The following is a 25,795-nucleotide window of genomic DNA, read 5'->3' as shown; positions in this document are numbered from 1 at the left end:
CTGGGCTACTGCGCGCCGCTCTCCGTGCGGACGAACTGCACGCGCCGGTTCAGGGCGCGGTTCTGATCGGACGTGTTCGGCACGATCGGCTGCTCCATGCCGTAGCCCTTCGACGTCAGCCGCGCCTCGTCGATCCCCTTGGCCACGAGGTACTTCTTCACCGAGGCCGCGCGCCGATCCGACAGCTTCTTGTTGTACGCCGCGGCGCCCTTGTTGTCGGTATGCCCCTGGATCTCGATCCTGATCTTCGGGTTCTGCTGGAGGACCTCCACCACGGCGTCGAGGATCGGGAAGCTCTCGGGCCGGATCTTGTCCTTGTCGAACTCGAAGTGGATCTGCTGCGTGATCTTGATCTCCTTCTCGGTGACGATGACAAGGCTCGGCTTCTTCGGGCAGCCCGGCTTGTCGCCGCCGACCACGCCCGGCTCGTTCGGGCACTGGTCCTCGAGATCGACCACGGTGTCCTGATCGTTGTCCGGCTCCGGGCAGCCGTCGGCGTCCTCGTAGCCGTCCGGATCCTCCGGGTCGTTCGCGCAGTTCTTGCCGGTGCTGTCCTTGTCGTTCAGGTCGGGGATCGTGTCGAGATCGTTGTCGAGCTCGGGGCAGCCGTCCTCGTCGAGGTAGCCGTCCTTGTCCTCGGGCAGGAGCACGCAGCTGTCCTTGCTGTCCGTGATGCCGTCGCCGTCGGTGTCCGGATCGTCCGGGCAGCCGTCGTCGTCCTGGAAGCCGTTCCACGTCTCGGCGTCGCAGGGGCACTTCTTGTCCTGCGGATCGAGCAGCCCGTCGCCGTCGCAGTCGCCGGGCGCGGGCGGCGGCGCGTCCTCGATGAACCCGCGCTCGGCGCACTTCTGCGGCGGCGAGAGATCGTACGCGGCGTGCGTGTTCGCCTTCGCGATGTCGAGGTGCTCCTTGGCGCGCGCGAAGAAGCCCTGATCGAGCTCGACCTTGGCGAACGACAGGTGCGACTTCGCCATCGCCAGCTCGCGCGGCGCGCAGCGGAGCGCGCCGTTGCGCTCCGCCTGGTTGGCGATGGTGGTCAGCGCCTCGATGTCGCCGCGCATGACCGGCACCTGCGCGCACGAGAGCGCGGAGACCGCGATCAACGCGACGGCGGCGGTGCCGACGCGGCGAGCGCGGCGGGAAGAGCGATGCCTCGTCCGAATGCTCATCGACCCGCGCCCTCGTGCGCCTGCTTCGCCAGGGTGATCGCCTTCTCCGCGTACTCCTCCGCGACGTCGGCGAAGTCGATCGCGTCGCCGTAGTCGGCGGCCGCGGCCTCTTCGCGCGCCTTCCAGAGGTGCTCTCGCGCGGTGTAGTACTCGTACGGCGCGTACTTTGCCGCGCCGAGCGCCTCGGCGGTCTCGAGCTTGCTCGAGGCCGAGTTCGCGGTGAACGCGTAGATGGCACCGCCGCAGCCGCTCGTGAGAGCTGCCGCGAGCACCATGCCCGCGCCTGAAATCAAAATCCCGAATCGCCGCCCGTGCGTCGTCACGATCGCGTTCTTTCTGGAGCGGGGCCCTTAGGCCGTCTGCCCGGTGGTCGCGACGCTATCAAGGGCGCTCGGCGCGCGTCAACCGGCTCGGGGAAGGGAGGAGGAGGTTAGGAGGAGGAGGAGGAGGTTAGAGCTTCCGGTAGACGCCCACGACGACGCCGAGCAGCATCGCGGGCTTGAAGTCGCTCGCCCGGACCAGGATGGGCGCCATCGCCGCGTTGGCCGGCTGGAAGCGCACGTAGTCCTTCTCGGGGAAGAAGTACTTCACGGTCGCCTCGTCGCCGATCAGCGCCACCACGATGTCGCCGCGCTGCGCGGTGAGCTGGCGGCGGACGAAGATGTAGTCGCCGCTGAAGATGCCCGCCTCGATCATCGAATCGCCCGTGACACGCAGGCCGAACACCTCGCGCCCGCCGCGCACGAGCGTCCGCTCAATCCGGACCGTGTCGAGCACGTGCTCCTCGGCGAGGATCGGCAGGCCCGCGGCGATCCGGCCGACGACCGCGATCTCGACGAGGTCGTCCTCCTGGTCGTTCGCAGGGGCGTCGTTGCCGCCGCCGACGAGCGCGCCGCGGAGCTCGGCGCCGCCGCTCGAGCCGCCGCCGTCGAGGTCGCGCGGCCGCAGGGCGCGCGACTTCATGTCCTCGCGGGTGAGGTAGCCCTTGCGCTCGAGCGCCCGGAGGTGATCGTTCACCCCGTTCGTCGAGCGGATCCCCATATGCGCGCCGATCTCGCGCAGCGTCGGCGGGTACCCGCGCTCGCTGATCGACTGCCGGATATAGTGAAGCACCTGCTGTTGTCGCTCGGTGAGCCCCTGCATCGGGCGGAACCTACTGAACGGTTGGGTAGATGTCAAAAAAGTGTGGAGGTACCTCTCCACAGGCCCGAATTTGCCGCGATTTTGGGGGCGCCGGCGCGTTGGTCGGGCGCGGCGCGCGGGGCGGCGCGGCGCGCGGGGCGGATCGCGCGGTGAGCCGCGGGGCGCGTCGAGCGTGCAGGGTGAACCGAAGGGCAGGGGCCCGCGATCAGGGCTGCTTCGGGAGGTTGTTCCGCGAGCTCATGGCCTGGCGGGGCTCGAGCATCGTCCGGATCTCGTCGGGGTCGGCGGCGGCGGCGAACATCTCCTCCAGCGTGATCATCCGGCGCTGGTAGAGCGAGACGAGCGACTGCGCCATCGTCTGCATCCCGCTGCCGGCCTGGCCCACCTGCATCTGCGAGTAGATCTGGTGGAGCTTGTCCTCGCGGATGAGGTTCCGGATCGCGGCGTTCGGGATCATGACCTCCATCGACATGACGCGCCCCGGGCCGTTCGCGCGCGGCAGGAGGAGCTGGGTCATCACGGCGACGAGCGTGAACGACAGCTGCTGCCGCACCTGCGACTGCTGGTGCGGGGGGAAGACGTCGATGATGCGGTTGATCGTCGAGATCGCCGAGTTCGTGTGGAGCGTGGCGAACACGAGGTGGCCCGTCTCGGCGATCGTCAGCGCCGACTCGACGGTCTCCAGGTCGCGCATCTCGCCGACGAGCACGACGTCCGGATCCTGGCGCAGGGCGTAGCGCAGGGCGTCCTTGAACGACGCGGTGTCGGAGCCGATCTCGCGCTGGTTCACGAGCGAGAGCTTGTGCGGGTGCAGGTACTCGATCGGATCCTCGATCGTGAGGATGTGGAGGCGCTGCTCGGAGTTGATCTTGTCGATGATGCTCGCGAGCGTGGTCGTCTTGCCCGAGCCGGTCGGGCCCGTCACGAGCACGAGGCCGCGAGGCTTGGCGGCGATGTCGAGCACGACCGGCGGCAGGCCCAGCTCGTCGAAGTTCATGATCCGGAAGGGGATCTGCCGGAAGGCGGCCGCCACGGCGCCGCGCTGCATGTAGATGTTCGCGCGGAAGCGGGCGAGCCCCTTCATGCCGAACGACAGATCGAGCTCGTTCCGCTGCTCGAACGCCGCCACCTGCTCCTCGCTCAGCACCGAGTAGCAGAGCTGCCTCGTGTCGCTCGGCATGAGCGGCGGGAGCTTGAGCGGCACCACCGTGCCGTCGATGCGCAGGAGCGGCGGCGTGCCGCTCGTGATGTGCATGTCGCTCGCGCCCTTCTCCACCATCGCGCGGAGGAGCTGCTGGAGCGTGTACCTGAGGCCCTCCTGCTGTCCGACGAGCTCCGTGGTCATGCGCTCAGTCCCCCATCGTCACGCGGCCGACCTCCTCGGTCGTCGTGACGCCCGCCAGCACCTTCTCGATCCCGCTCATCCGGAGCGTCAGCATCCCGCCCTTGATGGCCGCGGCCTTGAGCTCGGCCGTGGACGCGCCCTGGAGGACCATCTCCTTCAGCGCGTCGGTGAAGCGCATGACCTCGTAGAGCGCGACGCGGCCCTTGTAGCCGGAGCCGTTGCACGTCTTGCAGCCCGCGCCGCGGACGAGGTCCGCGCGCGCGACCTGCTGCTCGGTGAAGCCGAAGTCGAGGAGCACCTTCGGGTCCACGCGCAGCGGGACGCGGCAGTCGGGGCAGATCTTGCGCGCGAGGCGCTGGGCGAGCACGAGGTTCACGCTGGCGGTGATGAGGAACGGCTCGACGCCCATGTTGAGGAGGCGCGAGATCGTCGACGGCGCGTCGTTCGTGTGCAGCGTCGAGAGCACGAGGTGGCCGGTGAGCGCCGCCTTGACGGCGATCTCGGCGGTCTCGAAGTCGCGGATCTCGCCGACCATGATGATGTCCGGGTCCTGCCGGAGGAACGAGCGCAGCGACATCGCGAAGTTCAGCCCGATCTCGTCGTGCATCTGCACCTGGTTGATGCCGTGCAGGTTGTACTCGACCGGATCCTCGGCGGTGCTGATGTTCGAGCCGATCTGGTTGAGCTCCGAGAGCGCCGAGTAGAGCGTCGTCGTCTTGCCGGAGCCGGTCGGGCCGGTGACGAGGACCATGCCCCACGGCTGGCCGATCGCCCACTTGAAGTCGGCGAGCGGCTTCGGGTCGAAGCCGAGCTTCGCCATGTCGAGCTGCAGGTTCGACTTGTCGAGGAGGCGGAGGACGATCTTCTCGCCCCAGATCGTCGGGAGCACGGAGACGCGGAAGTCCATCTCCCGGCCCCTGCCCATCTTCAGCTTGATGCGGCCGTCCTGCGGGAGCCGCCGCTCGGCGATGTCGAGCGAGCTCATGATCTTGAGGCGGCTCGCGATCGCGTTCTTCAGCTTGATCGGCGGCTGCATCTCCTCCATCAGCACGCCGTCGATGCGGTAGCGCACGCGGAGCTTCTTCTCGTACGGCTCGACGTGGATGTCGCTCGCGCCCTTCTTGATGGCGTTCAGGAGGATCGCGTTGACGAGCCGGACCACGGGCGCGCCCTCGGCGGCCTTCTCCAGCTCGAGGACGTTCACGTCGTCGGCCTCGACCTGGAAGCCGACCTCCTCCTCCCCGAACTCGCTCAGCACCTCGTCGTACGACGGCCCGACGTTGTACGCGCGCTCGATCGCCTCGGTGATGCCCGTCTCGGACGCGACGACGGGCTCGACGTTGAAGCCCGTGAGGAACTTGATGTCGTCGATCGCGTGCAGGTTCGTCGGGTCGGCCATCGCGACGACGAGCGCCGTCCCCGACCGGGAGATCGGGATGATCTTGTGCTTCTCGCAGACGTCCCGCGACACGAGGCGCGAGACCTCCGCGTCGATCTCGTACTCGTCGAGGGCGACGGCCGGGACGCGGTACTGCGTCGAGAGGAAGCTCGTGATCTCGCCGTCGGAGATGTACCCGAGCTTGGCGAGGGCGTAGCCGAGGTTCTGCCCCGTCTTGCGCTGCTCCTCCTGCGCTTGCCGGAGCTGCTGGAGGCTGATGAGCTTTTCGCGGACGAGCAGTTCGCCGAGGCGGTGGTTGGTCGACATCGAGGGCGCAAATCCTGCGGGCGGCGAGGGAGGGAGTCAACGCTGGCGGTTGGGGCCGGCGCGCTTCAAGGGTAGGATGTCGGATGCTGGTGAGGATGGCGCTGCGTGAGTCTCTTTGAGTGGTTCGGGCTCAAGCGGGGGGACAGCCGTCGCAGGGCGGCCGAGGCCAGGGAGCTCGCCGGCGATCTCGCGGGGGCGGTCGAGCTGTACCTCGACGCAGGGATGCCGGACGACGCGGCCCGGGTCCTGCTCCTCCGCGCCGACGCCGAGCGGAGCGTCGAGAAGCGGATCGCCTTCTGCGCGTCCGCGTTCCGCACGGCCGAGAGCCCGGAGCTGAAGCGCGCGGCGCTCGGGCGCAAGGCGCTGCTCGCGTTCGACCTCGTGCGCGCGCGGGGCGCGAGCGCGATGCGGAGCGAGGTGCTGGCGGTCGCGCGCGAGCTCGAGGCGGCGGGCGAGCTCGAGCGCGCCGCGGACGCGTACGCCTTGGTCGGCGACACCGAGTCGGAGACGCGCGTCCTGGCCGCGGCCGGCGCGATCGACCGGCTGGAGGAGCGGCTCCGCGCCTCGATGACCGCCGAGCGGGACCAGCGCGAGCTCGCCGCGACGCTGCGGAGGATCGCGGATCTCGACCGGATGGCCGAGCGCCGCGAGGCGATCGCCGTCGCCGAGGCGTGGGCGGGCGGAGGCCGCGGCGGCGAGCAGGTGGCCGACGCGCTGCGCGCGATCCGGGCGCGGCTCCTGTCGGGGCCGGTCCTCTCGATCGAGCTCGGCGGCGCCGTCGTGCGGTGCGCGCTCGGCGACGAGGTCACGATCGGCCGCGGCGAGGCGACCATCGTCGTCGCGTCCCGCGCCGTCAGCAGGACGCACGCGCGGATCCGGCGCGGCCCGTCCGGCATCGAGGTCGAGGATCTCGGGACGCGCAACGGCACGACGCTGGCCGGCGCGCGGCTCACGGCGCCGCTGCCCGTCGGCCGCGGCGTGCAGATCCTGCTCGGCGGGGAGGTGCCGTGCGCGATCGCCCCCGGGATCGGGCAGGGCTGCGTGGTGGACGTCGCGGGCGAGCGCTTCACGGCGCCGCTCGGCGAGCTGCCGGTGGGCCCGTGGCGGATCCGCCTCGATCCGGCGGGCGCCTCGGCGTTCGTGGCGCTGAAGACGCCGCCGGGGGCGCCGCCGCCGTTCCTCGGCGACTACCAGCTCGCGCCGTCCGTCGAGCTCTGCGCGGGCGACGCGATCGCCGCGTCGCGCGGGGGGACGCCGGTCTTCCGGGTGCTCGCCGCCGGCCAGGCCTCGCCGACGCGGCGCGACGGCGGCGGGGAGGGCGGGCCGGCGTGAGCCTGTGGCGGCGGCTCAAGGAGCGGCTCGGCGGCGCCGCGGCGGACGCCGGCGCGCCGGCGCCGGGCGGGGGCGCCGCGTCGGGCGCGTCGGACGTCGCGCGCGGGGCGGACCCGGCGCGGGCGGCGCGCCCGGCGGCGGACGCGCGGGCGCGCGGGCGCGCGGCGCGCGAGGACGGCGGCGACGAGATCGCGCGCCTGCGGAGCTCCGGCGCGCGCGACGGGCCCTCGACGGACGAGGTCATCGCGATCCTGCGGCGCGCGCGGGGGACGCTGCGGGAGGCCGAGGCCGTGGCGCACCTCGTCGCCGCGATGGCGGAGCGGCCGTTGCCGGATCCGATCCGGGTGGCGTGCGCCGATCTGCTCGCGGCCCGGGGCGACGAGCTGGGCGCGCTCGCCGTGCTCGAGGGCGCCGCGGCGCGCGAGCGCGGCGGCGCGGGGCGCGCGCCGCCGGTGTCCTCGACCGAGGGGCTCGTCCTCGCGGCCGACCTCTACGCGTCGCTGGGGCAGCTCCCGCGGGCGGTCGGCGCGATCGAGCGGGTGCTCGTCCGGGAGATCGACGCGCCCGGCGCGCGCGAGCGCCACCAGCGCTGGCGGGCGGCGCTCGGCGCGGAGCGGCCCGCCGTAGCCCGCGTGGAGGACGTGACCGTGGTCGCGCCCGCGGCGGGCCGGACCCCGTTCCGCCTGCTCCGCGAGGTGGCGCGCGGCGGCGCCGGCGCCGTCTACGAGGCCGAGGACGAGGTGCTCGGCCGGCGGGTCGGGTTCAAGGTCTACCACGGGCGCGGCGGCGACCGGGCGCACCTCACCCGCGAGGTGCGGCTCGTCGCGGCGCTCTCCGGGCCCGGCGTGGTGCGGGTGTTCGACGCGGACCCCGACGAGGGGTGGATCGCGCTGGAGTGGATCGCGCGCGGCTCGGTGCGGGACGTGCTCCGCGCCGGCGACGCGGCGTCGCTCGCGCCGATCGCGCGGTGGGCGCGCCCGCTCGCGCGCGCGCTCGCCCGCATCCACGAGCGCGGTTACGTCCACGCCGACGTCAAGCCGGCCAACGTGCTCCTGCGCAGCCTCGCCGAGCCCGTGCTCAGCGACTTCGGGCTGGCCAGGCCCCGCGGCGCGCCCTCCGCCGGCGGCAGCCCCGGGTACGTCTCGCCGGAGCGGCTCGCCGGGCGGCCGAGCGACCCGCGCGACGATGTCTACGGCTACGGCCGCGTGCTCGAGGACGTCCTCGTGCGGCTCGAGCCGCTCGGGGGCGAGGGGCTGGCCCCCTGGAAGGAGCTGTCGCTGCGGTGCCTCGGCCCGGACGACGAGCGGCCGCCGGACGGCGCCGCGCTCGTCCGCGCGGTCTGCTGAGCCCCGCGGCGGCTCAGCAAGCGTCGAGGCAGCGCCTGTACCGGTCGAACGCGGCCGCGTCCGTCCCGTCGAACGCGCCGCAGGGGACCTCCGCGGCGCAGGCCGACGCGCAGTGGACGGCGCCCTCGCACGACGCCTCGCTGGACATGCCGCTGCCCTGGTAGCCGCACTCCTCCATGTGGTCCTCGGCCTCGTCGCACACGCTCTCGCAGCCCGACGCGAGGGCGACCGCGAGCGCGAATGACGCGGCGCGAGCTCTTCCGGAGCTGCCGGGCGCTTCCGTCCACCAACGACCCCTGCCTTTGCTCATGCGTGCTCTCTCCCGGAGTGATGTCTCGTACGGGGGACCTCGCGCTGCGTCGGAGTTGCGTGCCGGATGGCAACCTTCTTCGCTTCGGGCGCGGCCCTGGGTAGATTGCTCGCCTGCATGCGCGTACGCAACGAGGAGGGGGCGCCCTGATGCGCTTGGCGATCGTCGCCACGCCCAGCTTGCACCGCGACCAGCGGCCGGCGCCCGGCTCGCTGGACGGGGATCTCATCCGGGCCCGCCTCTCGCTGGACGACGCCGGCTTCCGGGTGGTCGACATCGATCCCGCGCGGGACCTCGCGGAGCAGCTCGACGCGCTGTTCGACGAGCTCACGGCGACCCGGCGGACCCTGGTCGACGCGGACGACGCCGCGCGCGACGAGGCCTCGACCCTGTTTTTGTTCTACGCCTCCACCGCCGTCGCGCTGTCGCCGGACGGGGAGCTCTTCCTCTGCCTCGACCCCGAGAACCCCGGCGTGGGCGACGCGCTGGGCGACGTGGCCGCGGTGTTCCGCGATCGCGCGCGCGGCGAGGTGCTCTTCGTCCTGGAGTGCCACCACGGCCCCGGGGCGACCTCGCGCGCCGTCGTCACCGCCGCCGAGCAGGCGGTGGCGTCCCCCGTGACGGGCGTCGAGCTCCTCGTGGCGGCCCACCCGATCGGCTCGCTCGACGCCGATCTGCCCTCGGTGCTCACCCGCGCCTTCGTCGAGCACCTCGACGAGGCCGACCCGGATCGAGGCCTCACCGCCGAGGAGATCTTCCGCCGCGTCGAGGGGAACCCCGGCCTCGCCCGCGCCATCCCGTGCTTCGCGCGGGCGAGCGGGCGGGGGGAGTTCTCGGTGCTCGTCCCGCGCGGCGGCGCGCCCGGCCGGCGCCCGGCCAGGGCCGAGGCGGCGCGGATCGAGGCCGCGGGCGGCGCCGCCACCACCCCCGCGTCCGCGCCGGACGACCCGGTCGCGCAGTACCTCGCGGCCGGCGACACGCTCGCCGCCGCGTCGGACCTCGACGGGGCGCTCACGGCGTACAAGAAGGCGCTCGCGCTCGTCGGGGTCGCGCAGCGGGACGCGCGCGCGGAGGTGCACCTGCGCATCGCCCAGGCGAGGTGGCGCCAGCAGCGGCACCGCGAGGCGATCGAGGGCTTCGAGAAGGCGCTGGCGCTCGCGCCCGAGCACCGCCCCGCGCTCGAGGCGCTGGTCGAGCTCCACCTCGCCGAGCAGGACTTCGCGAAGCTGCGCACCGCGGAGGAGCGGCTGCTCACGCGCGTCGAGGGGGACGCCGATCGCTTCGGGCTCCTCGTGCGCTTCGCCGAGCGCTGGGAGATCGTCGCCGGGGATCCGGCGCGAGCGCAGGAGCTCCTCGAGCGAGCGCGGGAGATCCGCCCCGACGACGCCGCCGTCCTGCGCAGCCTGGGCCGGCTCTACGAGGCGACGGGCGATCTCGCGGCGTCGCTCGACGCGCGCCGCTGTCACGCCGAGCTCCTCCCGGACCCGCGGCAGCGGGCGGTCGCGCTCCTGGAGCTCGCGCGCGCCGCGATGCAGGGCGAGGCCCGCGCGACCTTGACCGAGGTCACGCGCGAGCAGGACGGGATCGAGCTGCTCGATCGCGCGCTGGACGCCGACCCCACGTTCCTCGATCCGCTCGCCCTGATCGCGATCCTCCTCTCGGCGCGGCAGGAGTGGGGCGAGCTCGAGCTCGCGTACCGCCGCATGCTCGACCGGGCGCAGCGCATCGCCGACCTGCGCGTCCGGAGCGACGTCACCTGGGAGCTGTGCCGCCGCCTCGGCATGCTCTTCCGCGATCACCTCGAGGATCCGAGCTCCGCGCTGGAGGCGTTCGAGGGCGCGGTGGTCGAGCGGCCGGACGACGTCCCGGGGCGGCTCAGCGCCGCGTCGCTCGCGCGGGGCGCCGGCCGGCTCGAGCGCGCGGCCGCGCACCTCCAGGCCGCGGCGGTGCTCGATCCGGGCAACGTCCAGGTGTTTCACGACCTGTTCGACACCTTCCAGAAGCTCAGGCGCGTCGACCAGGCCTGGGCCGCGGCGAGCGTGGCGGTTTACCTGGGCGCGGCGGAGGCGCGGGAGCGCTTCATCTTCGAGGAGCACCGGCCCGCGGGCCTCGTGCAGCCCGCGCGCGGGCTCAGCCCGGGCAGCTGGGATCTCCTGCGCGCGGCCGATCGTGATCGCGCCCTCGAGGAGGTCCTCGCGTCGGTCGCCGACGCGGCGGTCCGCGCGCGGCTCGCCCAGCGCGCGCGGGACAAGCAGATCCCGCACGTCGATCCGGCGGCGCGCGCCGACGCGGAGCGGAACGCGGCGGGCGTGGTGCGCCTGTTCTCCTGGGCGAGCCGCTGCCTCGCGATCCCCACGCCGGCGGTCTACCTCCGCAAGGACGCGCCCATCGCGGTCGCGGCGGTGACGGTCGAGGAGCCGAGCGTCCTGGTCGGCGGCGAGGCGCTCCGCGGGCGGACGGCCGCCGAGCTCGCGTTCCTGGTGGGCAGCCACGTCGCCTACCACGTCGGCCCGCACCGCTTGCTCCTGCACTTCCCCTCGCTCGAGGAGCTCGGCGTCTGCCTCGCCGCGGCGGTCAAGGTGGCGCGGCCGTCGGAGCCTGTCCCTGCCGAGCTCGAGGGCGCGGTGCTCGCGCTGATGCCGCTGCTCGACGAGCGGCTGACGGAGCGCGAGCGGGACGCGCTGGAGGCCGCGGTGTTCGAGCTCTACGAGATCCGCGCGCCGCTGGATCTCGCCCACTGGGTGGGCTCGGTGGAGCGGTGCGCTGCGCGGGTCGGCTACCTGCTGACCGGCGAGCTCTCGGTCGCGGCGTCGTCGCTCTCGCGCGGGGACACGCCGGGCGTGCTCACGGCGGAGGAGAAGATCGGCGATCTCCTCTCGTTCACCGTCGCGGACGCCTACCACGCCCTGCGCGAGGAGCTCGGCGTCGCCATCGAGCCTTAGGTCCGGGCGTCGGACGTCTGCCTGAGCCCCGCGTCCGCTCTCGGCCGGCGCGCGTTCACTCCTTGCCCTGGAGGTAGGCGAGGTAAGCGTTGTGGCTCGGCGGCCTTCCGAGGAAGCGGGCGACGAGATCGCCTGCCTCGACGCCGCCCCCCTTCGCGAGCACCTCGTCGCGGAAGGCGCGCGCGACGGCCGGGTTGAGCAGGCCTTCCTGCTTGAAGCGGGTGAGCACGTCGCGCGAGAGCGACAGGGCCCACTGGTAGCCGTAATAGCCCGCGTCGTAGGTGATGAGGTGGCCGAAGCTCGACTGCAGGTGCGTGCCCTTCACGAAGACGAAGGACTCGTTCGCGCGCTGCGCCTGCTCCACGACCAGGGTCGTATCGAAGCCCGGCTCGCGGGTGTGGAGCTCCAGGTCGATCGACGCGAGGGTGAGCTGCCGCTGCGTCGCGAGCGCTCGGCCGAAGCCCCGCGCGCGGGTCATCGCCTGGAAGAGATCGTCCGGGATCCGCTCGCCGGTCGCGTGGTGCTTCGCGAACAGATCGAGCACCTCGCGGGACCACGCCCACTCCTCGAACATCTGGCTCGGCGCCTCGACGAAGTCGCGCACCGTCGAGGTCCCCGAGTAGGAGGCCAGCTCCGAGCGCGTGAGGAGGTGGTGCAGCACGTGCCCGAACTCGTGGAAGAACGTCACCACGTCCTCGTGGGACATGAGCGCCGGCTGCGCCCCCGGCTTCGGGAAGTTGCACTCCAGCGCCGCGACGGGGGTCTGCCACGACCCGTCGGCGAGCCGCTTCGCCGTCCGCACGGCGAACATCGCCGCGTGCTTGTACTTGTCGGGCCTGCTGTAGAGGTCGAGGTAGAACTTCCCGATCGCCTTGCCGTCGGAGCGCACCTCGTACGCCGTCACGTCGGGGTGCCAGGCGTTCGCGGGGACCTCCTTGTACTCGAGCCCGTACATCCGCGCCGTGATGTCCATGAGCCCTTGCTTGACCGCGCCGATCTCGAGGTAGGCCGAGAGCGCCTGCGAGTCGAACTGGTACTTGGACGCGCGGACCCGATCTTCGAGGAAGTAGCGCTCGGAGGGGGGGAGCCTGTCGGTCGGCTTGCCGCCGAGCCGCACGTGCTCCTTCATCAGCTCGGCGAACTCGGCCTTCGCGGGCTCCTTCAGCGCGGCCTTGACCTGGTCGAGGAAGGCGCGCACGGCGCCGCTCGTCTTGGCCATGCGCGGCTCGATGGCGTAGTCGGCCCAGCTCTTGTAGCCGAGCATCCTCGCCTTCTCGGAGCGGAGCGCGAGCAGGCGCTCGAGCAGCTTCACGTTCTTCTCGCCGCCGCGGTTGGTGAACAGGACGTAGAGGTCGAGCGCGGCCTTGCGGTCCTTCGCGTAGGTGACGAACGGGAAGAAGTCGGGGTAGTCGGTGCTGATCTCGACCTTGCCGTTCGCCTTGGGCGGGCGCTTCGCCACGTACTCCTTGGGCAGCCCCTGGAGCGAGGCGGGCGCGATCTCGATCGACCCGGTCGACGCCGACAGGTTCGCCATGAACTCCTGTCCGATGCGGGTGATCTGCTCGTTCACGTCGCGGAGGCGCTGCTGCCGGTCGGGCGGCAGCGACAGCCCGTTGCGGCGGAAGTCGCGGAGGACATCGGCGAGGAGCCGCGCGCGCTCGCCCTTGAGCGCCTCGCGCGCCTCGCCCGTCTGGGCGTACGCCTGGAGGACGGCGGCGAGATCGGCGTCCAGCCACATCGCGGTCGTGAACCTGTCGACCTTCGGCTCGCAGAGCCTTGCGGCCTCGCGCACGGCCGCGTCCGGGTGCGCGACCCCCATCAGGTACGGGAAGTCGCCCGCGCTGTTCACCTCGAGCACGGCGTCGTCGAACCGCCCGAGGGTCGCGGCGTAGGTGAGCGTCTCCGGCGGCGCGCCGCGGAGCGCCCTGATCGCGGCGAGGTGCTCCTCGGCGGCGCGCAGGTGATCGTCGCAGAGCTGCTTCACCCCGCCCGCGGTGATCCCCTGCGGCACGGGGTCGAACTCGGCGCGCGCCGGCGCCTCCGGCGGCGGCGTCGTCGCCGGGCGCGAGGTCGTCGCCGGAGGGGCGGCGCCGCGAGGCCCATCCGGCGGGGCGACCGCGCCGGTCCGAGGGCCGGCGCTGCAGGCGACCAGCAGGACGAGGGAGAGGAGCCCGGAGCGCGCGGGCGTGTGGCCGACCTTCATGTCGGTCCGGCTATACCATGGGGGGGGTCGGAGGGGCCGGGCCCCCGGGCGGCTCGAGCCTCGAGCGAGCGGGGCTCGAGCCGCGCGGTGCTTCATGTCGTCAGTCGGCTGCCGGCGGCAGGTAGGCGAAGAGGCAGTTGTAGCCTCGGCTCGTCACGTCGGCGGCCGGGGTGCCGGCCGACACCCGGACGAGCAGCCGGTTGCCTTCGGGGGCCTCCGGGATCGCTTGCGACTCGACGAACAGCTCTTCCGCTTCGGTCTCCGTGGCCGCGTAGTCGGCGCCGATCTCGGTCCCGTCGCCGTTCAGCACCTCGGCGCGGAGCTCGCGGACCCCGGAGCCGTGGCGCTGCGCTCCGCAGATGACCGAGATCGTCCAGCCCTCTCCCGTGTCGTCGAGGGGGAGCGCGTAGACATCGACGTCCGGCGCCTCCTCGGTGCCAGCGAGCTTGCCCTCGACGGCGAAGCTGACGCCGCCACCTTGGTTGGGGAAGCTGGCCAGGTCGCCTTCGGGCGTCGCCACGTCGCCGTTGGTCTCCTCCGCGGCCTCGAGCGGATCGGAGCTCGCCCGGCTGTGCAGCAGGATGTAGAAGTCGTTCTTCCCCACCTCTCCTGCGGGGCGCTTGACGAAGACGAAGTACTCTTGCCCGGCCTCCACCGGAACGGCGATATCGCCGCCCTTCGTCGGGTCGACCTTCGCGTAGGCGCTCGTGAGATCGGTCGCGTTGAAGACGGCGACCTCGTTGACGTCGACCGTCGAGCCGTTGCCCTCGGGCCCGCTCGGCCCGGAGAAGTTGAACTGGGCGAGGAGGGCGTTCTCGAACTCGGGGGTCGCCGGCGGCGTGAACGAGTACACGTCGACGTCGGCCTCATCCGCGAAGCTGCCGAACACGAACGTGGTGTAGTAGGCCGACTCGTCCGCGGTCAGCTCGTACGGCATCTCCACGGCCTGCTCGGCGTCGTTGTTGGGCTCCGTCTCTCCGACGAGGCTGTCGGCCTCGTCGGCCCCCAGATCGAGCGGGAGGAACTTCAGCGTGTAGTCGAAGCTGACGACCTCGGACGGGTCGAAGCAGCCGTTCGGGAAGGCGGACTCCGGGAAGGCGGCGTTGCAGTCCTGGACGACGACGAAATACTCGCCGTCCGCGGGCAGGACCGTGAGCAGCTCGCTGTCGTTCGTGATGCCGCCCTCGGGATCGTCGTTCTGCGCGATCTGGTTCCCGTCGGCGTCGAGCAGCGTGATGACCGTGTCGGGGTAGGTCGGATCCCGCTCGTCGTCGGAAGGCTTCGCGTCGGTGACGAGGTAGACCGGCAGACCCTTGGTCCCGGTGAAGCTGAAGTAGTCCCCGTCCTCTTCGAGCGGCTCGAGCGTCCCCTCTAGCCCGTTGTTCCCGGCGGGGAGCTCCTCTGCTTCCTCGATGCTGTCGTTCCCGTCGTCCACGGGGCCCGAGCCCGAGGAGGTGCTGGTGGCGACGCCGGTGCTGGTCGTCACGGTCGACGTCGTGGTGCTCCCGGCTCCCCCCTCGCCGCCGCTGCCGCCGCTGCCGTCGTCATCGCCACCGCAGCCCGCGGCGGTCGCCGCCATCGTGCCGAGCACGAAAAACCCGAGAAAATACATCGACCTCATGGCACCTCCAAGAACGTTTGCGCACCACAGCAGCATTTCGTGTGGCTGCGTAGGAATAGTACACCTACACGGCTGCTCATCCTGCGCGCCATGGGAGCGCACGGTTTTGACGGTCCAAGATCTGGACTATCCGCGGCGGATGGTGGCTGCTCCACAGGGAGATCTTCACGGCGCGCGGAGCGAGCTGTGGAGCTCGGTGCTCGCCCCTCGCCGCCGACGGCGCGGCGTGCTCCGATGGCCGGCGGAGCCTCCGCCATGCCCCGCCCCGCGCTCGCCATCGCCCTGTTGCTCTTCGCCCTCACCCCTGGCTGCTCGAGCAGCGGCAGCGATCCTTGCGAGGTCGTCTGCGCCAAGAGCGCCGAGTGTCAGCCCGACGGCCCCGGCGAAGACATCTGTATCGACCTCTGCCGCAGCGAGTCGGCCCGCGTGTCCTATCGAACGGCCATCGAGCGCCAGGCCGAGTGCTACGAGGAGGAGGGCTGGTCCTGCGCCGACCTCGCGATCGGCGCCTGCGACTACTCGCCGGAGGATTGAGCGGCGAGGCCCGCGGCCTCGTCGGCGCGCACCTTATTCGGCGGCCATGAACGGGTAGGCGACGGCGCGCGGCGGGGCGAGCGTCTCCTTCACGACCCTCGGCGAGACCCACCGGAGCAGGTTGAACAGGCTGCCCGCCTTGTCGTTCGTGCCGGAGGCGCGGCCGCCGCCGAACGGCTGCTGCCCGACGACGGCGCCGGTCGGCTTGTCGTTGATGTAGAAATTGCCCGCCGCGAAGCGGAGCGCGTCGCTCGCCGCCTGGATGAACGCGCGGTCCCGCGCGAACACGGCGCCCGTGAGGCCGTACGGCGACGTCTCGTCGCAGAGCGCGAGCGCCTTGTCCTCCTCGCCGTCGGGGTAGACCCAGACCGTCAGCACCGGGCCGAACAGCTCCTCGGTCATCAGGGGGTGGCGCGGATCCGTGGTCTCGATCAGCGTCGGCTCCACGAACCAGCCGTCGCTCCCGTCGTGCGCGCGCGCGCCGCCGCCGCACACGAGCGAGCACGCCGCGTCCGCCTTCGCCTCGGCGATGCGCCCGGTGAGCCGGGCGTGAGCGCGCCCGTCGATCACCGCGCCCATGAAGTTGCGGAAGTCGGCGACGTCCCCGATGCGGATCGCCTGGATGTGGCCCGCGAGCCGGTCCTTGAGGGCCGGCCAGAGCGAGCGGGGGATGTACGCGCGCGACGCGGCCGAGCACTTCTGCCCCTGGTACTCGTACGCCCCCCGGACGAGCGCCACGGCGAGCGCGTCGACGTCGGCGCTCGCGTGCGCGAACACGAAGTCCTTGCCGCCGGTCTCGCCCACGATGCGCGGGTAGCTCCGGTAGCGCCCGATGTTCTCCCCGATGCGGCGCCAGATCGACTGGAAGACCGCCGTCGATCCCGTGAAGTGGATGCCGGCGAAGTCCGGGTGATCGATGCACGCGTTCGACACGAGCTCGGGCGGACCCATGACGAGGTTGACGACGCCGCGAGGCAGGCCCGCCTCGATGAGGAGCTCCATCACGAAGTGCGCGGCGTAGAGCGCGTTCGCCGACGGCTTCCAGACCACGGTGTTGCCCATCAGCGCCGGGGCCGCGCACAGGTTGCCCGCGATCGCGGTGAAGTTGAACGGCGTCGCCGCGAAGACGAAGCCCTCGAGCGGGCGAGGCTCGGCGAGGTTCCAGATGCCGGGCGCGCTCGCCGGCTGCTCCGCCGCGATCCGGTGCGCAAAGTGGACGTTGTAGCGGAAGAAATCGATGAGCTCGCAGGCCGAGTCGATCTCCGCCTGGTACGCCGTCTTGCTCTGACCGAGCATGGTCGCCGCGTTCAGCGCGGGGCGGTACCGGGTCGCGAGCAGCTCGGCCGCCTTGAGGAAGACGGCGGCGCGCTCTGTCCACGGCGTCCGCGACCACGCGCCGTGCGCTCGTTTGGCGGCCTCGATCGCGCGCGCGACGTGCTCGGCCCCGCCCTGGTGCGCGCGGGCGAGGAGGAGATCGCGCCGGTGCGGCGCGCGGACCTCGTCGAGCGCTCCGGTCCGGACCGCCTCGCCGTCGATGACCATCGGGATGTCGATCGTCTCCCGCGACCGGCGATCGAGCTCCGCCTTGAGGGCCGCGCGCTCGGGGCTGCCGGGGGCGTACGCGAGGACGGGCTCGTTCTGGGGGCTCGGCGGCGTGGCGATGGCGTCGATCATGACGCGAGTCTAGCGGGGGAGACGCGGGCGCGCAGCGCTCCGGCGCAGCCGATCCGGGCCTCGGCGTGAGCAGGATGGCTGCGCAGGACAGCGCTCGCCGCATTTCGCGGATGCCATGTTCAGGCGCCGCCCTCCTTGGGCGCCGACCGCGCCGTCGCTACGCTCGTACGATGCGCGAGCTCGTCACGCCGCCCGACGCGATCCTCGATCCGATCACGGGAGCGGCGCGCGTCGGGTCCTACCGGGGCGAGCTCCCTCGCGTCGACCTGAGCCCGCTCGCGCTGCGCGGGCTCGATCGCCTGCTCAAGCACAAGCGGTGGACCTACGTCGCGATCGCGTCCGACGAGGTCTTCATCGCCGTGGCGGTCGTGCACCTCGGCTACCTCGCGATCACGTTCGGCGTCGCCTTCGACAAGGCGGGCCGGCGGCTGCTCGTGGATCGCTCGACGTTCTGCCCTCCCTTCTCGGCGAGCGTGGGCGACGCGGGCGGCTCCGCGCGCGCGTGGCTGCCCTCCGCGCAGGTGCGGATCGAGCGCCCGCGCGGGGAGGCGAGGGGCGCGGTGACCGCCGCGTTCCGCGGGCTCGAGCTCACGGCGCGGCTCTCCGCCCGCGCGGCCCCGCAGGCGCTCTCGGCGATCGCCGAGGCGCCGGGCGGCGTCCTGATCGCGACCGAGAAGCGGCTCCTCCTCGGCGTCGAAGGCGAGGCGTCGGTGCTCGGTCGCCGGATCTCGCTCGACGGCGCGCTCGCCAGCTACGACTACACGAGCGGCCTCCTGCCGCGCCGCACGACCTGGCGCTGGGCGCTCGCGCTGGGCCGCGCCGAGAGCGGCGAGCGCGTCGGTCTCAACGTGGGCGAGGGGTTCATCGGCGACGCCGAGTGCGCGATCTGGCTCGACGGCGAGCTCATCCCGCTCGCCGAGGGCCGGTTCACCTTCGACGCGGCGCGGCCGCTCGATCCGTGGCACGTGCGAACCGTGGACGGCGCCGTGGACCTCCGGTTCGCCCCCGGCGCGGCGCACTCGAACCACACGAACCTCGGCCTGGTCGCCTCGGAGTTCATGCAGCCGATCGGGCTCTACTCCGGCACGATCCGCCTCCCGGACGGGCGGCACCTCGAGCTCCGGGACGTGCTCGGCGTGACGGAGGCCCAGGACATCACCTGGTAGCTCCGGCGGCTCGCCCCGGTCAGCCGCCGCGGCGATCGGCGATGAGCTTGTCGAGGTCGTCTTCGGTGATGAGCTTGGTGCCGTACTTCCGCGCCTTGACCGCCTTGCTCGACGCGGACGCCACGTCGGCGAGGACGAGGTAGTTGAGCTCCTTCGTGACGCTGTTCAGCACCCGGCCGCCGTTCGACTCGACGAGGTGGGTGAGCTCGCCGCGGGAGCGCGTGCCCGCGCCGGTGAAGCAGAACGTGAGGCCGGCGAGCGGCCCCTCGGCCTCGGGGGCGACCGGCACGATGCCGCCGGCGAGCAGCCGCGCGATCTCGTCGCCGCGGGCGCGCAGCCCGCGGACGATGCTCGCGGCCTTGATCGCGCCGAGCCCCGGGATGCCGGCGAGCTCGTCCTCGCCGGCCGCGAGGAGCTTCTCGATCGTGGTGTACCCGGCGGACACGAGCAGCCGCGCGGTCTGGATCGCGAACCCCTCGATGCCGAGCGCCGCGAGGAAGATCGGCAGCGTGAGCGGCAGCCGGCTCTTCAGCTGGTCGAGGCACTTCGTGGCGCTCTTCTCGCCGCGTCGATCGAGCTCTGCGATGTCCTTGACCGTGAGCTTGTAGAGGTCGAGCGGCTCTCGCACGAGGCCCGCGGCCACCACCTGCTCGATCAGCTTGTCGCCCCACTCGAGCGCGCCGATGGCGTCGATCCAGTTGTGGATGCGCCCCTCGATGAGGGCGCGGCACGCGGCGTTCCGGCAGAGCAGGTACTCGCCCTCGACGACGAGCGGCGCGCTGCAGACCGGGCAGACCGACGGCGGGACCGCGACGGGCCCGCGCTTCTCGACGACCTCCTCGACGTACGGGATCACGTCGTTGCGGCGCGAGACCAGCACCTCGTCGCCCACCCCGATGCCGAGGCTCCGCACGTTGGCCGCGTTGTGCAGCGACGCGCGCCGGACGTTGGCGCCGGCGAGCTCCACCGGCTCGACGATCGCCACCGGCGTGACGCGCCCGCTCGGCCCGGTGTCCCACTGGATCGCCACGACCGTCGTCACCTTCGCGGGCGACGCGAACTTGAAGGCGACGGCGCCGCGCGGCCGCCGGTTGACGTCGCCGAGCAACCCCTGGAGGTGGAGCGAGTCCACGTACACGACGAGCCCGTCGATCTCGTAGTCGAGGCCCGCGCGGAGCTCGCTCGAGTACCGCCGGTAGAGCTTCACGACGTCCTCGACGTCGCCGTGCGCGGTCTGCGGCGTCGCGAAGCCGAGCTCGCGCAGCCACGCGAAGCGCGCCCGGCACGTCGGGATCTCGAGGTGCTCGGCGACGTCGTAGAACAGCACCGTGCAGTGCTCCGCCCCCTGGCCGTCGAACCGCTTGGCCGCGCCCGCGGCCATGTTGCGCGGGCTGGTGACGCCGGGGAAGTAGCGCTTCATGTCCGAGAGGCGGAGGATGATCTCGCCGCGCACGGACAGCCGTCCCCGCTCCCGGATCCGCGAGGGGACGCCCTTCATCCTCGCGACGTTCGCGGTGATCCGCTCGCCCCACTCGCCGTCGCCGCGGGTGATGGCGTCGACGAGCTTGCCGCCCTTGTAGATGACCTCGATGGAGATGCCGTCGAGCTTCTCCGCGACGAACAGGTCGTCCGCCACGCTCGCGCGGGCGGAGCTCGCCGGCTGCGCCGCGCCGTCGCCGCCGTGCCCGTCCTTCTCGAGGATCTCGTCGCAGCGGGCGACCCAGGCCCGGAGCTCGTCCTCGGAGACGACCTTGTTGAGCGAGCCCATCGGGATCTCGTGCCGCGCCTTCTCCCACTCCGTGATGAGGGAGGCGGAGCCGACCCGGGCGAGCACCGGGTGCGTGGGATCCAGGGCGCGGAGCTCGTCCTCGAGGGCGTCGAACGCGGCGTCCGAGATCTCCGGGTGCCCTGCGTAGTAGCTCGCCCTGTATTTCTCGATGCGCTCGGCGAGCTCATCGATCCTGGCCTTGTGCTTCGGATCCGTCGCGAGCCCGCCCTGCAGCGGATTGCGCGCTCCGGCCTCGTCGTGGTGTGCCTGCGTCATCGCTTGCCTCGGCTCACTCGAGCTCCGCCTCGCCGGCGCGCCGGGCGGCGGCGAGGAGGTCCCCCATGCCCATCGCGAGCTCGGCCGGGAGCTCGTCGTCGCGGAACAACCGGACCTCGCGGATCTCGAGCGGGTTCTGCGGAGGGCGCGTGGGCGCGCCGATCCGGGCGGCGACGACGACCGTCACCGCGTGGAAACGGACGTCGCGATCGGGCCGCGAGTACACGCCCACGACGCGCCCGAGCTCGACCTCGGTGACGCCGGCCTCTTCGGCGAGCTCCCGCACGATGCTGTCGCGGAGCGTCTCGCCCCACTCCAGGGTTCCTCCTGGGAGCGCCCAGGTTCCGGTGTCGCTGCGGCGGATGAGCAGCCACCGGCCGTCGGGGGTCTGCGCGGCGGCGGCGATCCCGACGACGGGCCGCCGGAGCAACGCCCGCGCGACCTCCTTGGCCAGGGCGAGCACGGAGCGCGGCATCAACGAAAGGGGAGCGATTTCCATGAGAATTTTTGCGACGTGTCAGCAAAGCATAGAAGCGATCGGCGGCTACCGGGAGAGGGTTCCGTGCGACCTCGGCCGATCTCCTCGCACGTCCGTGAGCCGCGCGGCTCGGCTCGGCCCCGGGTGAGGGGCAGGCTACGCTCGCAGCATCATGTCGTTCGTGGAGAGGGCGCTGCGCGCTCCTGTCGGATCGTACCGCCGCGTTGTCCGCCGTGGCGCGATGGCGTGGGGCGCCGCGCTCGCGCTCGCGTCGCTTCCGAGCTGCACCGAAGAGCGGCTCCCTCCGCCGCGCCCTCCTGCCGGCGCGTCGAGCGGCGCGGGCGCAGCGGGCGGCGCGCCGCCGGATGCGGGCGTCGACGAGGGGCCTCGGCCGTCGAACCTTTGCGAGTGCGTCGCCGCGTACGGCGGCGAGGCCGGGCGCTGCGGCGATTGCTTCAACGAGCATGCCTCGCGCGGCGCGCGCTGCGAGGCGCAGCTCTCGGCGTGCGACGCCGAGCCCGGTTGCAGGCCGATCAGCGTGTGCCTCAAGGGCTGCGGTCACGACAAGGCGTGCCAGGCGGCGTGCGTGTTCCCGGACGACGCGGGCGCCGCGCACCAGGCATTCCAGCAGGTGCTCGCCTGCGTGTGCGCCGCGTGCGCGGCGAGGTGCGCCTACTACGATGCGCCGCTCGAGTGCGCCGAGCCCGGCGCCGGGGGCGCGGGCGCCGGTGGAGCTGCGGGCGCCGGTGGAGCTGCGGGCGCCGGTGGAGCCGCGGGCGCCGGTGGAGCTGCGGGCGCCGGTGGAGCTGCTGGCGCCGGCGGGGAAGCGGGCGCTAGCGGAGCTGCGGGCGCCGGCGGGGGAGCGCGTGCGTTCCCGGGACGAGGAACCCGGTGAGCTCCGCGCCCTCGCTCGCGCGCGGTCCGCTCCGGCGCCTCGTGCGGTAGGCTTGGCGCATGCAGAAACCGGTGATCTGGGCGGCCCTTCAGCTCTCCAGCCAGGAGAACGTGAGCGACAACCTGGCGCGGATCGAGGCGCGCATCGCGGAGGCGGCGAGCCGTGGCGCGACGACGGTCGTGCTGCCCGAGAACTTCGCGTACATGGGCAACGAGGAGGGAAAGCGCCACATCGCGGAGGACCTCGACGCCGGCGGCGGTCCCATCGCGCGCCGCCTCGCCGACGCGGCGCGGTCCGCTCGGGTGACCATCGTGGCCGGCGGCTTCCCCGAGCGCGCGCCCGACGCGGCGAGGCCGTACAACACCTGCGCGGTCTTCGGACCCGACGGCCGGCTCACCGCCCGCTACCGGAAGATCCACCTCTTCGACGTCGAGATCGCCGATGGCACGAAGTACCGCGAGTCGGCGTCGACGACCGCCGGCGATGCGCCTGTCGTCACCGAGATCGACGGCGTGAAGGTCGGGCTGTCGATCTGCTACGACGTCCGCTTCCCGGAGCTCTACCGCGCGCTCTCGTCGGCGGGCGCCGAGGCGATCGTCGTCCCCGCGGCGTTCACGCTGCTCACGGGCAAGGACCACTGGCTGGTCCTGCTCCGCGCGCGCGCCATCGAGGCCCAGGCGTACGTCGTGGCCGCAGCCCAGTGGGGCAAGCACCCCGGCGCGCGGGCGACGTTCGGAAAGTCGTGCGTGATCGATCCGTGGGGTGAGGTGATCGCTCAGGCGTCCGAAGGGGAGGGGATCGCGATGGCGATGCTCGATCCCGCCTATCTCGAGCGAGTCAGGGCGAATCTACCGTCGCTCAAGCACAGGCGACTCTGATCACGATGTCATGGGGGTAAGCACTTTGTCTCGCGCTGGGGCGTGGTGGTTCCGGCGCTTCGCGTGGCCGACGTCTTGCGTCCGTTCACTCGGCCGAGGCGTCGCTCTCCTCCTCGCCGGCCGGGGGCAGCGCGCCGCCGCGCTTCGATAGGAGGGCCCGGAGCTCCGCCGGCCGGCGGAAGCCGATGCGGCGGGCGACCTCCCCCTCGGTGTGCCCCTCGCGTAACAGCGCGCGGGCGCGCTCCGCGCGCACCTCGTCGTAGTAGACGTGGGGCGATAGCCCGAAGGCGGCGCGGAAGAGCCGCGCGAAGTGAAACTCGGACAGATCGAGATCCAGCGCGACCTCGTAGGAACGGATCCTCTGGCCGCCTTCGGCGGCGCTGCGGATGCGGTCACGGCCGAGCAGGAGGCGCTCCGAGGTGCTGCGCGGGAGGGGGCCCCCCGAGCGCGACGGCGGGGTGGAGCGCGAGGCGACGGTGGCCGCAGCGCGCTCGCGCAGCGGGGGCGCGCTGTAGCTCTGCGCCGCGGCGACGGACGTCGGGAGCGCCGCCGACGCGCCGCTCGGGGTTGCGATGGGCGAGGCCGAGACCGACAGGGAGCGTGCGGCCGGCGTGCTGTGGGACGAGGAGGGTGCGATCGGAGTCGAGATGGGAAGCGCAGTCGTCACGAGTACCTCTCCAGCGGTGTAAGGGCGATGTGCCGCGGTCATCGCGGCCATCGGCGCGACGTATTGCAACCGGTAGGCCGCAAGCGGACGCAGCGCTGCTGGCTCAGGTGAATCGGCGCTCCACAGCACAAAACGCCGCGTTTGCTCGTCAACCTGCACGCGATGTCATGGGGGGTGTGGCCCACCGTTCACGTGGCACAGTCGCCAGAGATCACCCGTGCCTGGCACAACGTGCCTGTGCGGCGCACGCCGCACGCACGCACGCTCGTCGGTCGCACGCATCGCGACATCGTCGCGGCGATCTCGTGTCTGTCAGAGGATGAATACGAGCGCGCGTCCGTGCATCCAATGAGGTTCGCGCGCGCGCGCGAAGGCGCCGCGACCTCCGGGGCGCGGGGTCGACGTCACACGTCGATCTCGGCGTTCGGCGCGCGTTCCATGATGAAGCGGAAGCGGGCCTGCGCGTCCTTGCCCATCAGCTCGTTCAGGATGCGATCGGTCTCGATCTCTCCCTCGATCACGATGCGGAGCGCGCGTCGGCGGCGGATGTCGAGCGTCGTCGCCTTGAGGTCCTCCGCGGGCATCTCGCCGAGTCCCTTGAAGCGAGAAATATCCGCCTTGGCTGTCTTGGGGAGCTTCGCGAGGACCCGGTCGCGCTCTGCGTCGTCGAGGGCCCAGTGCGTCTCCTTGCCGACGTCGATCCTGTAGAGCGGCGGCTGCGCGAGGAACACGTGCCCGCCGCGGAGCAGGCCGGGCAGGTGCCGGTAGAAGAACGTCAGCAGCAGCGTCGCGATGTGCTGGCCGTCGCTGTCGGCGTCCATCAGCAGAAAGATCCTGCCGTAGCGCAACTTGGACGCGTCGAAGTCCTTGCCGAACCCGCAGCCCAGCGCGCTCACGATGTCCTGGAGCTCCTTGTTGCCGAGCACCTTCGAGGTGGAGGCCTGCTCGGCGTTGAGCACCTTGCCGCGCAGCGGGAGGATCGCCTGCGTCCGGCGATCCCGGCCCTGCTTCGCGGAGCCGCCTGCGCTGTCGCCCTCGACGATGAAGAGCTCGCTCTCGCTGGGATCGGTCGAGGCGCAGTCGGCGAGCTTGCCCGGCAGGTTGAGCCGATGCGACACCGGCGTCTTGCGCAGGACCTGCTGGGTCGCCTCGCGCCGCGCCTCCCTGGCGCGCGCCGCCAGGATCGCCCGGGCCACGATCGACTCGCCGGCCGTGCCGTTGTGGAGCAGCCACTGCTCGAGCGCGGGCCGGACCATGCCCTCGACCGCCGGGCCTGCCTCGGGGTTGTTGAGCCGATCCTTCGTTTGCCCCTGGAACTGAGGTTCCTGGATGTAGATGGACAGGACGCCCACGATCCCCTCGCGGATGTCGTCGGCCGTCAGCGTCACGCCCTTCGGCTGGATCTTCTTCGCGTCCATGAAGGCGCGGACCGCCTTCACGATCGCGGTGCTGAAGCCGGACTCGTGCGCGCCGCCCGCGTGCGTGGGGATGCCGTTGACGTACGACTTCACGTAGTCGTCGGTCGACTCCGTCCACTGGAGCGCGGCCTCCAGCCGGATCTCGCCCTCGCGCGCGATGTAGAAGATGGACGGGTGCGTCACCGCCTTGCCGCGCTGGGCGACCAGCTTCGGCAGGAAGTCCGCGATGCCGTTCGGGTGAAGGAGCTCGATCGACTCCCCGGACGAGAGATCGCGGAACGCGATCGCGAGCCCTCCGTGGAGGTACGCCTTGGCCTCCAGGCGCTCGCGGATGGTCTCGGGATCGAAGCGCCGGCCCTGCCCGAAGATCTCCGGATCCGGCCGGAAATGGATGCTCGTGCCGTGCTTGCGCGTGGGCGCGCCCTTCTTGAGCTTGCTGATCGGCGCGCCGCGCGAGAACGTCTGCTGGTGCTCGAAGCCGTCGCGCAGCACCCGGACCTCGACGAGCTCCGACAGCGCGTTGACGACGCTCGAGCCGACGCCGTGGAGGCCGCCCGAGACCTTGTAGTTGTCGCTCCCGAACTTCCCGCCGGCGTGCAGCGTGCAGAGGATGAGCTCGAGCGCGGGGCGCTTGTACCGGGGGTGCACGTCGACGGGCATGCCGCGGCCGTCGTCGGTCACGGTCACGCCCTGGAGATCGGCGTCGAGCGTCACCTCGATCCGCTTCGCGTGCCCGTTGATCGCCTCGTCGACGGCGTTGTCGACGATCTCCCAGAGCAGGTGGTGGTAGCCCCTGACGTCGGTGCCGCCGATGTACATGGCGGGGCGCTTGCGGACGGGCTCCAGCCCCTCGAGCACCTCGATGTCAGCGGCCGTGTAACGCGCGCCGGACGCGGCGCGGACGGGGGGATTCGTGGCGGCCATG

General features: G+C 72.2%; 20 protein-coding genes. 7 read left to right on the top strand and 13 right to left on the bottom strand.

Going from position 1 to position 25,795, the window contains the following annotated elements:
• Positions 1-5: 5 nt before the first annotated feature.
• The 5 genes from WME98_RS52460 to pilB all read right to left on the bottom strand — a co-directional run bounded on the left by WME98_RS52460 (position 6) and on the right by pilB (position 5,362).
• Positions 6-1,169 carry an OmpA family protein gene (locus WME98_RS52460; RefSeq protein ID WP_437949068.1) on the bottom strand — a complete coding sequence of 388 codons (1,164 nt, stop codon included), beginning with the start codon at positions 1,167-1,169 and terminating at the stop codon, positions 6-8.
• Positions 1,166-1,444 (bottom strand): DUF4398 domain-containing protein, encoded by a 279-nt coding sequence (locus tag WME98_RS52455; RefSeq protein WP_020737372.1) that lies wholly within the window; start codon positions 1,442-1,444, stop codon positions 1,166-1,168. The genes WME98_RS52460 and WME98_RS52455 overlap by 4 nt, the downstream gene beginning before the upstream one ends.
• 175 nt (positions 1,445-1,619) lie before the next feature.
• A complete protein-coding gene (gene lexA / locus WME98_RS52450) occupies positions 1,620-2,312 on the bottom strand; it encodes a transcriptional repressor LexA (RefSeq protein WP_061627745.1) in 693 nt (230 codons plus the stop codon).
• 205 nt (positions 2,313-2,517) lie between these two features.
• The gene (locus WME98_RS52445) at positions 2,518-3,657 is read right to left on the bottom strand and encodes a type IV pilus twitching motility protein PilT (RefSeq protein WP_437949067.1); all 1,140 of its coding nucleotides are present in this window, start codon (positions 3,655-3,657) and stop codon (positions 2,518-2,520) included.
• 4 nt (positions 3,658-3,661) lie between these two features.
• Positions 3,662-5,362 (bottom strand): type IV-A pilus assembly ATPase PilB, encoded by a 1,701-nt coding sequence (gene pilB / locus WME98_RS52440; protein WP_061627747.1) that lies wholly within the window; start codon positions 5,360-5,362, stop codon positions 3,662-3,664.
• 105 nt (positions 5,363-5,467) lie between these two features.
• On the opposite strand from pilB, the gene WME98_RS52435 reads away from it, so the two are divergent.
• Positions 5,468-6,694, top strand: a complete 1,227-nt coding sequence (locus WME98_RS52435) for an FHA domain-containing protein (protein WP_437949066.1) — start codon at positions 5,468-5,470, stop codon at positions 6,692-6,694.
• Complete coding sequence (locus tag WME98_RS52430) at positions 6,691-8,040, top strand: serine/threonine-protein kinase (protein ID WP_437949065.1); 1,350 nt, start codon at positions 6,691-6,693, stop codon at positions 8,038-8,040. Before WME98_RS52435 ends, WME98_RS52430 begins: the two co-directional genes overlap by 4 nt.
• A 13-nt stretch (positions 8,041-8,053) precedes the next feature.
• Here WME98_RS52430 and WME98_RS52425 read toward each other — a convergent pair whose 3' ends face one another.
• Positions 8,054-8,350, bottom strand: a complete 297-nt coding sequence (locus WME98_RS52425; protein ID WP_061623652.1) for a hypothetical protein — start codon at positions 8,348-8,350, stop codon at positions 8,054-8,056.
• Between the two features lie 149 nt (positions 8,351-8,499).
• On the opposite strand from WME98_RS52425, the gene WME98_RS52420 reads away from it, so the two are divergent.
• The gene (locus WME98_RS52420) at positions 8,500-11,292 is read left to right on the top strand and encodes a tetratricopeptide repeat protein (RefSeq protein WP_437949064.1); all 2,793 of its coding nucleotides are present in this window, start codon (positions 8,500-8,502) and stop codon (positions 11,290-11,292) included.
• A gap of 55 nt (positions 11,293-11,347) precedes the next feature.
• Here the strand turns inward: WME98_RS52420 and WME98_RS52415 are convergent, their stop codons facing one another.
• Both WME98_RS52415 and WME98_RS52410 read right to left on the bottom strand, forming a co-directional pair.
• Positions 11,348-13,495, bottom strand: coding sequence for a M3 family metallopeptidase (locus tag WME98_RS52415; protein ID WP_437949063.1), 2,148 nt, complete (start codon positions 13,493-13,495; stop codon positions 11,348-11,350).
• A 100-nt stretch (positions 13,496-13,595) separates the two neighbouring features.
• Entirely contained in the window at positions 13,596-15,116 is a 1,521-nt protein-coding gene (locus WME98_RS52410) for a hypothetical protein (protein ID WP_437949062.1), read from the bottom strand.
• 255 nt (positions 15,117-15,371) lie between these two features.
• Here WME98_RS52410 and WME98_RS52405 point away from each other — a divergent pair, with 255 nt between their 5' ends.
• Positions 15,372-15,650, top strand: coding sequence for a hypothetical protein (locus WME98_RS52405; protein WP_437949061.1), 279 nt, complete (start codon positions 15,372-15,374; stop codon positions 15,648-15,650).
• A gap of 33 nt (positions 15,651-15,683) precedes the next feature.
• Here WME98_RS52405 and pruA read toward each other — a convergent pair whose 3' ends face one another.
• On the bottom strand, positions 15,684-17,324 hold the full coding sequence (pruA, locus tag WME98_RS52400) for an L-glutamate gamma-semialdehyde dehydrogenase (RefSeq protein WP_437949060.1): 1,641 nt from the start codon (positions 17,322-17,324) through the stop codon (positions 15,684-15,686).
• A 170-nt stretch (positions 17,325-17,494) separates the two neighbouring features.
• Here pruA and WME98_RS52395 point away from each other — a divergent pair, with 170 nt between their 5' ends.
• Positions 17,495-18,490: a DUF2804 domain-containing protein gene (locus tag WME98_RS52395; RefSeq protein WP_437949059.1), complete on the top strand. Its 996-nt coding sequence runs from the start codon at positions 17,495-17,497 to the stop codon at positions 18,488-18,490.
• Positions 18,491-18,509: 19 nt separating this feature from the next.
• Here the strand turns inward: WME98_RS52395 and ligA are convergent, their stop codons facing one another.
• Both ligA and WME98_RS52385 read right to left on the bottom strand, forming a co-directional pair.
• Positions 18,510-20,534: an NAD-dependent DNA ligase LigA gene (gene ligA, locus WME98_RS52390; RefSeq protein ID WP_437949058.1), complete on the bottom strand. Its 2,025-nt coding sequence runs from the start codon at positions 20,532-20,534 to the stop codon at positions 18,510-18,512.
• A 13-nt stretch (positions 20,535-20,547) separates the two neighbouring features.
• Positions 20,548-21,033, bottom strand: a complete 486-nt coding sequence (locus WME98_RS52385) for an NUDIX hydrolase (protein ID WP_437949057.1) — start codon at positions 21,031-21,033, stop codon at positions 20,548-20,550.
• A 151-nt stretch (positions 21,034-21,184) separates the two neighbouring features.
• Here WME98_RS52385 and WME98_RS52380 point away from each other — a divergent pair, with 151 nt between their 5' ends.
• Both WME98_RS52380 and WME98_RS52375 read left to right on the top strand, forming a co-directional pair.
• Positions 21,185-21,907, top strand: a complete 723-nt coding sequence (locus WME98_RS52380) for a hypothetical protein (RefSeq protein WP_437949056.1) — start codon at positions 21,185-21,187, stop codon at positions 21,905-21,907.
• Positions 21,908-21,966: 59 nt separating this feature from the next.
• The gene (locus tag WME98_RS52375) at positions 21,967-22,785 is read left to right on the top strand and encodes a carbon-nitrogen hydrolase family protein (protein ID WP_061625149.1); all 819 of its coding nucleotides are present in this window, start codon (positions 21,967-21,969) and stop codon (positions 22,783-22,785) included.
• An 85-nt stretch (positions 22,786-22,870) separates the two neighbouring features.
• Here WME98_RS52375 and WME98_RS52370 read toward each other — a convergent pair whose 3' ends face one another.
• A complete protein-coding gene (locus tag WME98_RS52370; protein WP_437949055.1) occupies positions 22,871-23,452 on the bottom strand; it encodes a helix-turn-helix domain-containing protein in 582 nt (193 codons plus the stop codon).
• A gap of 404 nt (positions 23,453-23,856) precedes the next feature.
• Positions 23,857-25,794, bottom strand: coding sequence for a DNA gyrase/topoisomerase IV subunit B (locus WME98_RS52365; protein ID WP_437949054.1), 1,938 nt, complete (start codon positions 25,792-25,794; stop codon positions 23,857-23,859).
• Position 25,795 lies beyond the last annotated feature (1 nt).

The sequence above is a fragment of the Sorangium sp. So ce296 genome, assembly GCF_051529605.1.
Taxonomy (GTDB): domain Bacteria; phylum Myxococcota_A; class Polyangia; order Polyangiales; family Polyangiaceae; genus Sorangium; species Sorangium cellulosum_D.
This window is presented reverse-complemented; position numbering and strand designations above follow the sequence as displayed.